Origin of the sequence: Pseudomonas sp. MIACH (genome assembly GCF_001269925.1) — a bacterium.
Classification (GTDB): domain Bacteria; phylum Pseudomonadota; class Gammaproteobacteria; order Pseudomonadales; family Pseudomonadaceae; genus Aquipseudomonas.
The window spans coordinates 102189-115813 of the sequence record NZ_LHVO01000061.1 but is presented as its reverse complement, the minus strand read 5'-3'; the positions used below and the strand labels follow the sequence as shown (position 1 = coordinate 115813).

At 61.9% G+C, this 13625-nt stretch carries 13 protein-coding genes and 1 riboswitch; of the genes, 5 read left to right on the top strand and 8 right to left on the bottom strand.

Translation table 11 applies throughout. The annotated features are described in order from the left end of the window. Nucleotides 1–25 precede the first annotated feature (25 nt). From AD670_RS26545 to AD670_RS26530, 4 genes are all read right to left on the bottom strand, one after another. Complete coding sequence (locus AD670_RS26545; protein ID WP_053139344.1) at nt 26–634, bottom strand: YqiA/YcfP family alpha/beta fold hydrolase; 609 nt, start codon at nt 632–634, stop codon at nt 26–28. A 49-nt stretch (nt 635–683) separates the two neighbouring features. After that, nucleotides 684–1496: a 3',5'-cyclic-AMP phosphodiesterase gene (gene cpdA, locus AD670_RS26540; protein WP_053139342.1), complete on the bottom strand. Its 813-nt coding sequence runs from the start codon at nt 1494–1496 to the stop codon at nt 684–686. Between the two features lie 97 nt (nt 1497–1593). Further along, nucleotides 1594–2043, bottom strand: coding sequence for a DUF1249 domain-containing protein (locus AD670_RS26535; protein ID WP_053139340.1), 450 nt, complete (start codon nt 2041–2043; stop codon nt 1594–1596). Further along, on the bottom strand, nt 2034–2651 hold the full coding sequence (locus AD670_RS26530) for an NUDIX domain-containing protein (RefSeq protein WP_053139338.1): 618 nt from the start codon (nt 2649–2651) through the stop codon (nt 2034–2036). Before AD670_RS26530 ends, AD670_RS26535 begins: the two co-directional genes overlap by 10 nt. Before the next feature lie 192 nt (nt 2652–2843). Here AD670_RS26530 and AD670_RS26525 point away from each other — a divergent pair, with 192 nt between their 5' ends. After that, the gene (locus tag AD670_RS26525; RefSeq protein ID WP_053139336.1) at nt 2844–3590 is read left to right on the top strand and encodes an RsiV family protein; all 747 of its coding nucleotides are present in this window, start codon (nt 2844–2846) and stop codon (nt 3588–3590) included. Here AD670_RS26525 and cytX read toward each other — a convergent pair. Together cytX and thiC are read right to left on the bottom strand one after the other, a co-directional pair. Beyond that, entirely contained in the window at nt 3559–4848 is a 1290-nt protein-coding gene (cytX, locus tag AD670_RS26520; protein ID WP_053139334.1) for a putative hydroxymethylpyrimidine transporter CytX, read from the bottom strand. The two genes, AD670_RS26525 and cytX, sit on opposite strands and share 32 nt — an antisense overlap. Nucleotides 4849–5027: 179 nt before the next feature. Further along, a complete protein-coding gene (gene thiC / locus AD670_RS26515; RefSeq protein WP_053139332.1) occupies nt 5028–6917 on the bottom strand; it encodes a phosphomethylpyrimidine synthase ThiC in 1890 nt (629 codons plus the stop codon). Between the two features lie 148 nt (nt 6918–7065). After that, nucleotides 7066–7171: riboswitch (TPP riboswitch) on the bottom strand. 196 nt (nt 7172–7367) lie between these two features. Between thiC and AD670_RS26510 the strand changes: the two genes are divergently transcribed. After that, nucleotides 7368–8810, top strand: a complete 1443-nt coding sequence (locus AD670_RS26510; RefSeq protein ID WP_053139330.1) for a TolC family outer membrane protein — start codon at nt 7368–7370, stop codon at nt 8808–8810. A 62-nt stretch (nt 8811–8872) separates the two neighbouring features. On the opposite strand, the gene waaA is transcribed toward AD670_RS26510, so the two are convergent. Both waaA and AD670_RS26500 read right to left on the bottom strand, forming a co-directional pair. Then, the gene (gene waaA, locus AD670_RS26505; RefSeq protein WP_053139328.1) at nt 8873–10150 is read right to left on the bottom strand and encodes a lipid IV(A) 3-deoxy-D-manno-octulosonic acid transferase; all 1278 of its coding nucleotides are present in this window, start codon (nt 10148–10150) and stop codon (nt 8873–8875) included. Nucleotides 10151–10173: 23 nt separating this feature from the next. Further along, a complete protein-coding gene (locus tag AD670_RS26500; protein ID WP_053139326.1) occupies nt 10174–11064 on the bottom strand; it encodes a LysR family transcriptional regulator in 891 nt (296 codons plus the stop codon). 102 nt (nt 11065–11166) lie between these two features. On the opposite strand from AD670_RS26500, the gene AD670_RS26495 reads away from it, so the two are divergent. From AD670_RS26495 to AD670_RS26485, 3 genes are all read left to right on the top strand, one after another. Further along, nucleotides 11167–11502: a multidrug efflux SMR transporter gene (locus AD670_RS26495; protein WP_027604927.1), complete on the top strand. Its 336-nt coding sequence runs from the start codon at nt 11167–11169 to the stop codon at nt 11500–11502. Between the two features lie 120 nt (nt 11503–11622). Beyond that, on the top strand, nt 11623–12798 hold the full coding sequence (locus AD670_RS26490; RefSeq protein ID WP_053139324.1) for an FAD-binding oxidoreductase: 1176 nt from the start codon (nt 11623–11625) through the stop codon (nt 12796–12798). Then, nucleotides 12795–13607, top strand: a complete 813-nt coding sequence (locus tag AD670_RS26485) for an aldo/keto reductase (RefSeq protein ID WP_053139322.1) — start codon at nt 12795–12797, stop codon at nt 13605–13607. The genes AD670_RS26490 and AD670_RS26485 overlap by 4 nt, the downstream gene beginning before the upstream one ends. Nucleotides 13608–13625: the final 18 nt, after the last annotated feature.

Here is a 13625-nt window from a genome sequence, read left to right as displayed (position 1 = left end):
AAGTAACCTGCGATTTTCAAGGCAATTACAGTGCCGAGAAATCGAAAGATTGATACTGATCTGCGCCAATGCCGGCAAAACTCAACAGCGCCGGCAATTGCTGGGCGAACCCCTGGTAACCATGGTCGCCACCGGCCTGGATGCGCAAGGCACAGGCCCGGTAATACTGCTGGGCGAGGCGATAATCCAGGGTTTCATCCCCCGTCTGCAACCACACCTGGTAACGCGCGGCATCCTGGGGAGCCGGTACTTCCAGCTCGGCCAGCGCCGTGACGTGGTCGTGGGTCAGTTCCCAGGTTTCATCGGTGTAGAGGTTCTTCTGGGTGCCCAGGTAACCGTCGAACATCCGATGGGGGCTGACCGCCGGGTTGACCAGCAACGCCTTGAGGCCATGGTGCTCAGCAAGATGGGTTGCATAGTAGCCGCCGAGCGAGCTGCCGACTAGCAGCGGCCGCCCCAGCTGGGCAATGGCTTCCTCCAATTGAGGAATTGCCTGACGCGGATGGTGATGCAGGGCCGGCACGCGCAGTTGATCGGCCAGGCCGAGGGCATCCATCACGGTGATCAATTGGCTGGCCTTGTTGGACGCAGGCGCGCTGTTGAAACCGTGGATATACAGGATCGAAGCGGACATGCCGGGCTCTCCGTGCTTCAGCCAAAGAGGCGCAGTTTACAGGTAAATCTCAGTAGCCGTTGCTACCGTAATCCACCGTAAATGCAAAGCCGACCAGGCGCTCTACCCCGGTTTCCAGCCGTCCGTCGGCATGCAGACGCAACCAGCGATAGCCCGGCGCCTGCTCGCTGACCTTGAAATCTTCGCTGCCCGGCGCGAACTGGATGCAGGTGGACGGCGAGGCCAGCAGGCGCACGCCATTACGCTCGCGGTCTATTTCCTGGTGCACATGGCCCCAGAGCAGCGCCTTGACCTGCGGAAAGCGGTCGAGCACTGCAAACAAGGCCTCTGGATTGCGTAGGCCGATGGGTTCCATCCAGGCACAGCCGATGGACACCGGGTGATGGTGGAAACACACCAGGTGATGGCGGTCAGGGGCTTCGCTCAAGGCTTGAGCCAGCAATTGCAGCTGTGAATCCTGCAGGTAGCCCGGCACCGAGCCCGGCACGGCGGAGTCGAGCAGGGTGATGCGCCAGTTGCCGACATCCACCACGGGCTCCAGCAGGTCACTGTGCGCAGCGGCGTGCACCATAATCTGCGGTTCGTCGTGATTGCCGGGAATCCAGCGCGCCGGGGCTTCGATCTGCTGAGTCAGGTCACGAAATGCCTGGTAAGACTCCAGCGTACCGTCCTGGGACAAGTCCCCCGTGGCCACTATCAGGTCGATGTGCGGGTGTTGCTGACGCACCCGTTCGATCACGCGTTGCAGGCTGTCACGGGTGTTCATGCCCAACAGCGAACCGTCGGCCTCGGCAAACAGGTGGCTGTCGGACAGCTGCACCAGCAGCGCAGCATCGGGGTTCAAGGTGGATACGCTCGGCAAGGCGCTCTCCCAAGGCAATCACAGGAATATAGAGTTGGAGCGATTATGCTGGGGCAGGACGCAAAGAGGAAACCCAGGAAGCAGACGCAGTTCACATCTACCGCACGACTGCGAACTCATGGCCCAGGGCCAGACAGTGGCTCAACCATTCACCGAGGAACACATTGAGCTGTGCTTTCTCATCGGGCTGGTGCATGAACACATTCGGGTAAGGATAGATGCTGCGAAAGCGCCGCGCATGTTCGGCGCTGATGACTTCGGCCATTCGTGCATCGTGGTAGACCTGCACTTCCAACTGCGGCACCGGCAGCCATGGCAGGCTGTGTTCCTGACGTACGCGCAAGGTGGTGGTGTACGGGCAATTGACGATGACCTCCAGAGCCAGCACGCCCAGCATCTGGTCGCCATGGGTAACACCAATGCGCCGCGCCTCCGGGGCGTGGCGCATATCGGGCAGAAGGCGCATCAGCCGCGCATAGTTGGCCTCGCAGGCGGCTTGCAGCCCGATCAGGTCGACTCGATAACGTTCCCGTGCCTTTACTGCCATAACCCCCTCACTTCCGCGCGATTAAGCGCAAGCCATTGCAGGGCGATAATGCTGGCTGCGTTGGAAATCTTACCGTCGCGAACGGCTTGCAGGGCGTCTTCAAATGCCCAGACCGTAACGCGGATATCTTCTGCTTCTTCTTCCAGCCCATGCACACCACCGACGCCTGTGCTGTCGCAACGCCCCAGATACAAGTGCACGAACTCAGTACTGCCGCCGGGCGACGGGAAATACTTGGTGATCGGCCAGAGTGCGGAGAAGGTCAAGCCAGCTTCCTCCTCGGCTTCGCGGTGTGCAACCTCCTCCGGCTGCTCGTCCTTGTCGATCAGGCCAGCGACCATCTCGATCAGCCAGGGATTGTCGGTACGGCCCAAGGCCCCAATGCGGAACTGCTCGTTCAGCACCACCTCATCGCGCTGCGGATCGTAGGGCAGTACACACACGGCATCGTGACGGACGAAGACTTCGCGATTGATCACTCGGCTCATGCCACCCGCGAATTTTTCGTGGCGCAGTTGCACGCGATCAAGCTGGTAGAAGCCCTTATAGGCATTGTCGCGCTGAACAATTTCGATCGTGCTCGGCGTCGATTTCGCAATGTCCGTCATATCCGTCCTCATCATGTCCCATGCAATTCGCGCCATCCTAACGCGCTCGCGCCCTTGGATGCAGCCCCTTTCCAGTTGCCGGGATAGACGGCGGGCGTCAAACTCACTCTAATCAGCTTAGTGGCGAACTGACTGCCCCGCCGGTAGTCGAAGCTGCACAATTTCGCTCTTATCGATAGACGAAGGACATCCATGTCGCTTTTAAAAATCGCCTCCGTGGCCTGCATCGCCTTGACCCTCGGCGCCTGCCAAAGCCTGTTTCAACCCAGCTTCCGCACTCCGCTGGAAGCCACCCGCGACGCCAGCGAGCAGAGCAAGCCGGGCTGCGCCGCCAGCGATTGCCCGCTGGTGAATATCGACACCGTTCATTTTGCCAAGGAACCCAAGCTGGACGCGTTGATCGAGCAACGCCTGCTGGAGATGACGCGCACCAACGCGGGCGACCCGCTGCCGTCGAGCCTTGAGTCTTATCGCGAGCAATTCCTCAGCACCGCCGCCCCACGCAACAGCATGTACTTGCAGGCCAAGGTACGCGAGCAGCATGACGGTTTGGTAATCATCGAGCTGTCCAGCTACCTGGACCAGGGCGCCACCCATGGCGAGCCTGGCCGCGCGTTCATCAACTATTCGCGCCAGCAGCAAAAGGCCCTGTGGCTGAGCGATATGCTGCTGCCAGGCAAGGAAGACGCGTTTTGGAAAGCCGCCCAGGTGGCGCACAACAGCTGGCTGATCAGCACCCGCCTGAGCCTGGAACCGGAGTTCGTGAAAACCTACCCGTTCCAGAAAACCCCGAACGTGGCGCTGACCTATGGTGGCGTGATCCTCAAGTACCCCACCAGCACCATCGCGCCGTATGCGTTGGGCCATGTCGAGTTGCAGATTCCCTACTCGCGCCTGGAAGGCATCCTCAAGCCCGAGCTGGTGCCCGCGCGCCGCTGAAGGCACGTCCCAGGATGAACTGCAACAGCCCTGCCAGCACCAGCGCCGGCAGGGTCGCGCCGATCTCCGGGTACAGGTTGGCCAACAGGTGATACGTAGAGATGCCGCCCAGCCAGGCCAACAGTGCCGGCCAACGCAGGCTGGCAATCACACCCTGACCACGACGGCGCAGGATGAAATGATCCACCAGCACCACGCCGAACAACGGCGCAAACACTGAGCCGATCAGCAGCAGGAAGTTCTGGTATTGCGCCAACGGTGCAAAACAGGCGATCAGGGTGCAGATCACACCGATGGCCAGGGCCAGGTGCTCGACCTTCAAGCGCAATAGAATCCCGCTGGACACCGCCGCCGAGTGAATATCGGCAAAGGCGTTTTCCGACTCGTCCAACAGGATCAGCAACAGCGGAATCCCCAGGCCGGCCCCGGCCAGCGCCAGCAGCAGCGCATTCACTTCACCGCTGGGCGCAAACGCCAGGGTGTAGGCCACGCCCAGGCTCATCAGCCAGAAATTACCAATAAAGAAGCCCAGCGCCGTACCGCCAAACACACTCTTGGCGCGCTTGCCGAAGCGTGAGTAATCGGCAATCAGCGGCAACCACGACAGCGGCATGGCGATGGCGATATCAAAGCCGACGGCAAAGGGCATCGAACCGTCACCGGCCTGGGCCCAGAGTGCGGCGAGATCGGCCTTGGCGAACAGGTTCCAGGTCAGCCACAGGCAGGCCGCCAGCAGCAGCCAGATGCCCCATTTGCGCAGGATCTGCCGTACAAACGTCAAGGGCCCGCTGACCGCCAGCAAGGTCGCCAAACCACCGAAGAACAGTGTCCACAACAACGGACTGGCCAATAGGCTGCCGTCGCTGAACGCCCGCGCGCCCAACAGGCTGGCGGCATCGCGCATCACGATGATTTCGAACGAGCCCCAGCCGATCAGTTGCAGCAGGTTCAGCAACGCCGGCAGGCTCGCACCTTTGGCCCCGAGGCTGAGCTTGAGGGCGGCCATGGCGGACAGCCCGGTGTCACTGCCGATTACACCGACGGCAGCCAGCAACAGCACGCCGACCAGGGTGCCGAGGAAAATCGCCAGCAATGAACCGGACAAGCCCAGCCCCGGCGCGAGCAATGCGCCGGTCTGCAGGACCATCAGGCCGATGCCGAGGGAGAACCACAGGGAGAACAGGTCGCGGGCGCCGAAGACGCGCTTTTCAGCAGGCACCGCGATGTCGGGGGAGTAGGTGCTGGGTTGAATGCTCAAGGGTGTTATCTCTGAGGGGCATTTTTTGTTTGAAAGATTGCTACCGGGGCAAGCCCCCTCCCACATTGGATCTGCTGTGAACACAAAAACTGTGCATACCTCAGTCAAAATGTGGGAAGGGGCTTGTCGAGTCGTCGCACCGCCCCGATGACGGCGGTGCAGGCACCGCCATCTCTGGATCAGACCTTCTTGTACAGCTGACTACCTTCCTGCTTGAACCGCTCCGCCTGCTCCGCCAAGCCCTTGGCCACGTCCACATCCACCGCTTCAATGCGTTGGTTGGCCGCGTACTCACGCACTTCCTGGGTGATTTTCATCGAGCAGAACTTCGGCCCGCACATTGAACAGAAGTGCGCGACCTTGGCCGAGTCTTTCGGCAGGGTTTCGTCGTGGTATGAACGCGCAGTGTCCGGATCCAGGCCGAGGTTGAACTGGTCTTCCCAGCGGAACTCGAAGCGCGCCTTGCTCAAGGCATTGTCGCGAATCTGCGCCCCCGGATGCCCCTTGGCCAAGTCCGCCGCGTGGGCGGCGATTTTGTAGGTGATGATCCCGGTCTTCACGTCATCCTTGTTCGGCAGGCCCAGGTGCTCCTTGGGCGTGACGTAGCAAAGCATGGCGCAACCGAACCAGCCGATCATCGCCGCACCGATGCCGGAGGTGATGTGGTCGTAGCCCGGCGCGATGTCGGTGGTCAGCGGGCCGAGGGTGTAGAACGGCGCTTCGTCGCAGCATTCGAGCTGCTTGTCCATGTTCTCCTTGATCAACTGCATCGGCACGTGGCCGGGGCCTTCGATCATGGTTTGCACGTCGTGCTTCCAGGCGATCTTGGTCAGCTCGCCAAGGGTTTCCAGCTCACCAAACTGCGCGGCGTCGTTGGCGTCGGCAATCGAGCCCGGGCGCAGGCCGTCGCCGAGGGAGAAGCTGACGTCATAGGCCTTCATGATTTCGCAGATTTCGTCGAAATGCGTGTAGGTGAAGTTCTCTTTGTGGTGCGCCAGGCACCACTTGGCCATGATCGAACCGCCACGGGACACGATGCCGGTGACGCGCTTGGCGGTCAGCGGTACGTAGCGCAGCAGCACACCGGCGTGGATGGTGAAGTAATCGACACCCTGCTCGGCCTGTTCGATCAGGGTGTCGCGGAACAGCTCCCAGGTCAGGTCTTCGGCGGCGCCGCCGACTTTTTCCAGCGCCTGGTAGATCGGCACGGTACCGATCGGCACCGGCGAGTTGCGGATGATCCACTCGCGGGTTTCATGGATGTGCTTGCCAGTGGACAGGTCCATCACCGTATCCGAGCCCCAGCGAATGCCCCAGGTCAGTTTCGCCACTTCTTCTTCGATGGACGAACCCAGGGCGCTGTTGCCGATGTTGCCGTTGATCTTCACCAGGAAGTTACGGCCGATGATCATCGGTTCCAGTTCGGTGTGGTTGATGTTGGCCGGGATGATCGCGCGGCCACGGGCGATTTCTTCACGGACGAATTCGGGGGTGATGATCTTCGGCACGCTGGCGCCGAAGCTGTGGCCGGCGTGTTGCTGGTCGAGCAGGCCACTGGCGCGGGCTTCTTCAAGCTTCATGTTTTCGCGGATGGCGACGTATTCCATCTCGGCGGTGATGATGCCTTTGCGCGCGTAGTGCATCTGGGTGACGTTGGCCCCGGCCTTGGCGCGGCGCGGGTTCTTCACATGAGCAAAGCGCAGGGCGGTCAGTTCGGCATCGCTGAGGCGCTGCTGACCGAAATGCGAGCTCAGGCCGTTCAGACGCTCGGTGTCCCCACGGGACTCGATCCACGGCGAGCGTACATCGCCCAGGCCTTTGCGTACGTCGATGATGACGTTGGGGTCGGTGTAGGGGCCGGAGGTGTCGTAGACCACCACGGGGGCGTTGATTTCACCGCCGAAGTCGGTGGGGGTTACGTCCAGGCTGATTTCACGCATCGGCACGCGAATGTCCGGGCGGGTGCCCTGCACGTAGATTTTTTGCGAGCGGGTAAAGGGCTGCACGGAGCCGGAGTCGACCTTGGCCGATTCACTCAAGTGCACGGTGTTTTTTAATTTTGTACTCATCACGGGCTCTCCAACTATCCAGGCGGTGGATTTTTGTCGGAGCGAACCTGTGACGGATGGACGCACTGAAACCAGTGCTGTGCTTGGTGCACGAGGGCTGTTCGAAGGTCGAACAACATCCCGGACGAAGCACAAGAGGACTCGCCGGGGGACGAGAAATCTTGTTCCCTACGCAGGCGTTAACCTGATCAGGTTCAACGGGATCCGGTATTTACCGATCTCAGCCTTCCAACAAGGCACCCCGACAAGAACGCGGCCAGTCTAGACCATGCCGTGGGCAAATTGCCAATAGCGGTGCATTCAGCGTGATGAATGGCGTGATTGCGGGATTGTTGCGCACGGATCTCGCCACTACACTCGGCAACGGCCGCGAGACTTGACGCTAGGGATGACTGGTCTTAGCCTTGGGCCACAAATTATAACCGTAATATTAAATCTAGGGATTGCCTCATGCTGCGCAAACTTTCACTGGCTCTCGCCGTGTCTTGTGCAACCAACGGAATGGTCTGGGCAGCTGAAGCGCCCTTGTCGACCAGAACCGATCTGGTCAGCGTCTATCAGGAAGCTGTAGATAACAACGCCGACCTGGCCGCAGCGCGCGCCCAATACGGCGCACAGAAAGAAGTAGTGCCCCAGGCACGCGCCGGACTCCTCCCGAACCTGTCGGCCGGCGCCGATTCCAACAACGTGCGTAACCAATTCGACCAGCCAGCCACCACGATCAATCGTGATGCGCATTCCTGGCAGGCCACCTTGAGCCAGCCGTTGTTTCGCATCGACCGCTGGTTCCAGTTGCAGGCGGCGCAAGCGGTTAACGAACAGGCGGCCCTGCAACTTTCGGCCACCGAGCAGGACCTGATTCTCAAAAGCGCCGAAAGCTACTTCAGCGTGCTGCGCGCCCAGGACAACCTGGCCACCACCAAGGCTGAAGAAGCGGCGTTCAAGCGTCAGTTGGACCAGGCCAATGAACGTTTCGACGTCGGCCTGTCGGATAAGACCGACGTGCTGCAATCCCAGGCCAGCTACGACACGGCTCGCGCCAATCGGATCGTGGCCCAGCGCCAGGTGGACGACGCCTTTGAAGCGCTGATCACCCTGACCAACCGCCAGTACAATTCGATCCAAGGCATCGTTCACACACTGCCGGTATTACCACCGGCGCCGAATGACGCCAAAGCCTGGGTCGAAACTGCCGGCCGCCAGAACCTCAACTTGCTGGCCAGCAACTACGCAGTCACCGCTGCCGAAGAAACCCTCAAGCAACGCAAGGCCGGCCATGCGCCGACCCTGGATGCGGTGGCGCAATACCAGAAGGGTGATAACGACGCCCTGGGCGCCAGCAACCCCGATGCCTTTGGCCAGGACATCTATCACGGTGATGCGTCGCGCAGGACCATCGGCTTGCAGTTGCGCATTCCGCTGTACAGCGGCGGCCTCACCAACTCCCAAGTGCGTGAATCCTACTCGCGCCTGAGCCAGACCGAGCAGCAACGCGAAGGCCTGCGTCGCCAGGTGGTGGAAAACACCCGCAACCTGCACCGCGCCGTGAACACCGACGTGGAACAGGTGCAAGCGCGCCGCCAGTCGATCATCTCTAACCAGAGTGCGGTGGAAGCCACGGAAATCGGTTACCAGGTGGGTACGCGCAATATCGTCGACGTGCTGGATGCACAGCGCCAGCTGTATTCGTCGGTGCGCAACTACAACAACAGCCGCTACGACTACATCCTCGACAACCTGCGCCTGAAGCAGGCGGCGGGCACCTTGAGCCCAGGGGATCTGCAGGACCTGACGCGCTACCTCAAGGCCGACTACAACCCGGACCGCGACTTCCTGCCACCGGACCTGGCCAAGGCGGCCGCCGAGCAGCTCAAGGCCCGCCCGGGTTATTGAAAACACCATAAGACCAATGTCGGAGGGGGCTTACTCCCTCCCACATTTGGATCGGCGCAGGGTCAGCGAGAGATCAATCGGCCCAACCCATCCAGCAAGCGCTTCAACGCGCCCTGGTTGGCCTGCATCACCTTGAGCCCCGCCTGCGCCATCCTGCGTGCATCCTGCGGCAGTTCGAACAGCTGTCGTACGGCCTCGGCCAGCCCCTGCGCATCATCCACCTCTCGCAACGCACCGGCTTCGCGCATCATCGCGGTGATGTCGAGGAAGTTGAATACGTGCGGCCCCATGATCACAGGCAGGGCCAGCGCTGCCGGTTCCAACGGATTGTGCCCGCCAGTCGCCACCAGGCTACCGCCGACGAAGGCGCTGTCGGCCAGCGCATAAAGAAACAGCAGTTCGCCCATGGTATCGCCGAGCAATACCGAGGTTTGCGCGGTCACCGGCTCGCCGCTGGAGCGACGCACCGTGGCAAACCCTTGTTGACCGCACAGCGCGTACATCGGGCCGAAGCGCTCCTGGTGACGCGGCACCAGAATCAACAGCGCGTTGGGGTAGCTTTCGAGCAGTTGCCGGTGGGCCGCGAGCACCACTTCATCTTCGCCTTCGTGGGTACTGGCAGCGATCCACACCGGGCGCTCAGCCGCGCCCCACTGCGCGCGCAGGGCGGCGGCGCGCACCGGCAGCTCGGGGTCGATGGTCAGGTCGAACTTGATCGAGCCGGTGACCTCGACGGTTTCCGGGCGCGCGCCCAGGCTCAGGAAACGCTGGGCCTCGGTTTGGGTCTGGACCGCGAACAGGCTCATCTGCGACAGCATCGGCGCCGTGAGTTTGGCGAAACGTGCATAGCCCTTGGCCGAGCGTGCCGACAGCCGCGCATTGGCCAAGGCCACCGGAATACCGCGCCGGGCGCAGGCGTGGATATGGTTGGGCCATAACTCGGTTTCCATGATCACCGCCAGCTTGGGCTGCACACGATCAAGAAAACGCTTGGCCGCACAGGGCAAATCGTAGGGCAGGTAGCAATGCTGGATGCGCGGCTCGTTGGCAAACAACGCCTGGATACGCTCGGAACCGGTGGGCGTCATGCAGGTGACCGTGATCGGCAGTTGCGGATAACGCGCCAGCAAGCCGCGAATCATCGGCGCCGCGGCAATGCTTTCGCCCACCGACACGGCATGCACCCAGATCCCGCCCGGCCGCATCACCGGCAAGCCGTAGGAAAAGCGCTCGCCGACGCGCTGGGCATAGGCCGGTGCCTTGCGTGCGCGCAACCATAGACGTAAGGCCACCAACGGCAGCGCCAGGTAAAACAGACAGCTATAGAGAGTTCTATTCATGGCGGCGGAGTTTATCGGCTTTTTCAGTCGATCGCCTGCAAGCACTCGGCAAAACGTTTGGCCAGAAAGCGCGCGGCGGGGCCGAGGTGCTCGTCGCGCCGCCAGACCAGCTCCACCACCAGGGCCGGCGGCGTCCATTCGCTGTCCAACTCCACCATCTGTTGTTGATAGGTCGGGTACTGCACGATATGCCGTGGCAGCCACGCCCAGCCCAGGCCGCTCATCAGCCACTCGGCCAACACGTAGAAACTGTCGGCACGCCACACCAGCGGGCTGGCCGCTTCGCTGCCGGGGTAGACGCTGGTCTGGGTCGACATCAGCAACTGGCGAAACTGGGCCAGGTGCTGGCACGTCACGTACTTTTCCTTGGCGAGCGGGTGGTTCACGCCGCACACGGTGACCATCTCCACGCTGCCCACCACCCGCCGCTCCAATGCCTCGGGGATCTGGTCGTGATAGAACAGCAGGCCCAGGTCGGCCTGGCGCTCCACCAACTTGCGCGCTACATCGCCCTGGGCGGCGCTGGACAACTGCACCTCCAGCAACGGGTATTGCCCGGCCAGCGCCTCAAGGCTGTCGAGCACCGGCTGGAACAACATGGCCTCGTCCTGGGCCAGGCGCAGGCAGGCTTCTTCACCGCGGGTCAGTGACAGCGCCCGGCCATTGAGCCGTTCACACTGGCGCAGCACTTCCCGCGCCTCCTCCAGCAACACGCTGCCGGCTGCGGTCAGGCGCGGCTGGCGGCCGCTGCTACGCTCGAACAGGCTCACGCCGAGGTCCGCCTCCAGCATGGCAATGCCGTTGCTGACCGCCGACTGCGCCTTGCGCTGCTGGCGCGCCACCGCCGAAAACGAACACTGCTCGGCGACGCTGACAAACAGGCGCATCTGCTCCAGATTCCACTGCACGCTCATGGCTCAACCCATCTTTATTTCGGATAGGTAATGACTTTACCCCATCTGAGAAAACTCTAGAATGCCGGCCTTATCAGATTGCTCTACACCGAGGACTCACCCATGAACGCCGCTTACTGCTACCTGGCCATTGCCATCTGCTCGGAAGTGATCGCCACCGTTTCCATGAAAGCCATCAAGGGCTGGAGCACACCGATCCCGCTGTTGCTGGTGATCGTCGGCTACGGCGTGGCGTTCTGGATGCTGACCCTGGTGGTGCGTACCGTACCGGTGGGCGTGGCCTATGCCGTGTGGGCCGGGATGGGCATCGTGATGGTCAGTATTGCGGCGCTGTTTATCTACGGGCAGAAGCTCGACGTGCCGGCGATGCTGGGGATGGGCCTGATTGTGCTGGGCGTGGTGGTTATCCAGCTGTTCTCGAAAACCGCCGGGCATTGAGTGCTCACTTGAACCTCAATTGAATCCACCATTCGCCGCCTCGCCAAAGCTCGACAGCGCCTACGGTGTGCATGGCGTGAGAATGTATACTTGCGGCCTTGTTTAGAAATGAGGTCGCCCATGCCATCCGTTATTTCTACCGACGTGTTGATTGTCGGCGCCGGGGTTGCCGGCCTCTGGCTGAATGCGCGCCTGCGCCGCCAGGGTTTTTCCACGGTGCTGGTGGAAAACGCCACATTAGGTGGCGGGCAAAGCGTGAAGTCCCAGGGGATCATTCACGGCGGTGCGAAGTACGCGCTGCACGGCGCCCTCACCGGCGCCTCCGAAGCGATTGCCGATATGCCGCGCCGCTGGCGTGAAGCCCTGGCCGGTGACGGTGAGCTGGACCTGTCCGGCGTGCGCCTGCTCTCACAAGCCCATTACCTGTGGTCCCCTGGCACGCTCGCCGGCAACCTCACCAGCTTTTTCGCCAGCAAGGCCGTGCGCGGCCGTGTCGACCAAGTCAAGGGCGACGACCTGCCGCCCGCCCTGCAAGACCGCCGCTTCAAGGGCAAGGTCTATCGCCTCGCCGAACTGGTGGTGGACGTACCCAGCCTGATTGAACGTCTCGCGCAGCTGGCCGGCGATGGCTTGCTCGCCGGGCAACACATCGAACCGCTGCTGGAAGGCAACAATCTGGTGGGTTTGAACGTGGATGGCCGCGAGATCCGCGCCCAGCGCATTGTCTTGAGCGCCGGCGGTGGTACCGCTGATCTGCTGGCCGCCCTCGGCCTCAGCCAGCCGGCCATGCAAAAACGCCCGCTGCATATGATCATCGCCAAAGGCCCCGGCCTGAAGCCGCTGTACGCCCACTGCCTGGGCGGCGGCACCAAGCCACGCATCACCGTTACCACGCATCCCGCCGCCGATGGCAATTGGGTGTGGTACATGGGCGGCGACATTGCCGAGGCCGATGGCGTGGCACGTACGCCACAAGAACAGATCGCCACCGCCCAGAAAGAGCTGGCGCAACTGCTGCCCTGGATCGATATGAGCCAGACCCAGTGGGCTACGTTGCGCGTAGAGCGTGCCGAGCCCCTGCAATCAGGCCTGAGTCGCCCCGACAACGCCTTTGTCGCCGAAGAAGGCCGCCTGCTGGTGGGCTGGCCGACCAAGCTGGCTTTAGCGCCGGACTTCGCCGATCGAGTGATCAACAGCCTCGAACGCGACGGCATCCGCCCAAGCGCCTCAGCCCCCCTGCCCGACCTGCCAAAACCCGCCATCGGCGTACCCGCCTGGGAGCAACTGTTGCCATGAGCCTGCCGACCTTGCACGACCTGCACCGCCCCTTGGGCAGCACCGGCCTGCTGGTGTCGCCACTCGGCCTGGGTACCGTCAAGCTCGGCCGTGACCAGGGCGTGAAGTACCCCAGCGGTTTCACCATTCCCGATGATGACGAAGCGCGGATGCTGTTGCGCCAGGCCCGCCAGCTGGGCATCAACCTGATCGATACCGCGCCCGCCTACGGACGCAGCGAAGAACGCCTGGGGCCGCTGTTGCGCGGCCAGCGCAAGGATTGGGTGATCGTCAGCAAGGTCGGCGAAGAGTTCGAAGAGGGCCTGTCCCATCACGATTTCAGCGCGGCCCATACCCGGATGTCGATCGAGCGCAGCTTGAAACGACTTGAAACGGATTTTATCGATCTGGTACTGGTGCACTCCGATGGCAACGACCTGCATATCCTCAACGATTGCGAGGTGTACCAGACCCTGGCGCAGTTGAAGCAAGAGGGCAAGATTCGCGGCTTCGGCTTCTCCGGCAAAACCGTCGAAGGCGGCGTGAAGGCTCTGGAACAAGGTGATTGCGCGATGGTCACCTACAATCTGAACGAACAGACCGAGAAAGCCGTCATTGATTATGCAGCGGCCCATGGCAAGGGGATCCTGGTGAAAAAGGCCCTGGCCAGCGGCCACGTGTGCCTGGAGCCTGGAATGGATCCAATTCGCGCCAGTTTCACGTTGTTGTTTGCGCAAACGGGTGTCGCCAGTGCTATTGTCGGGACCATTAATCCGCTGCACCTGGCCCATAACGTGGCGACCGCTGCCCAAGTCATTCGTCAACTCTGATGCCGCCGACGCGGCCGA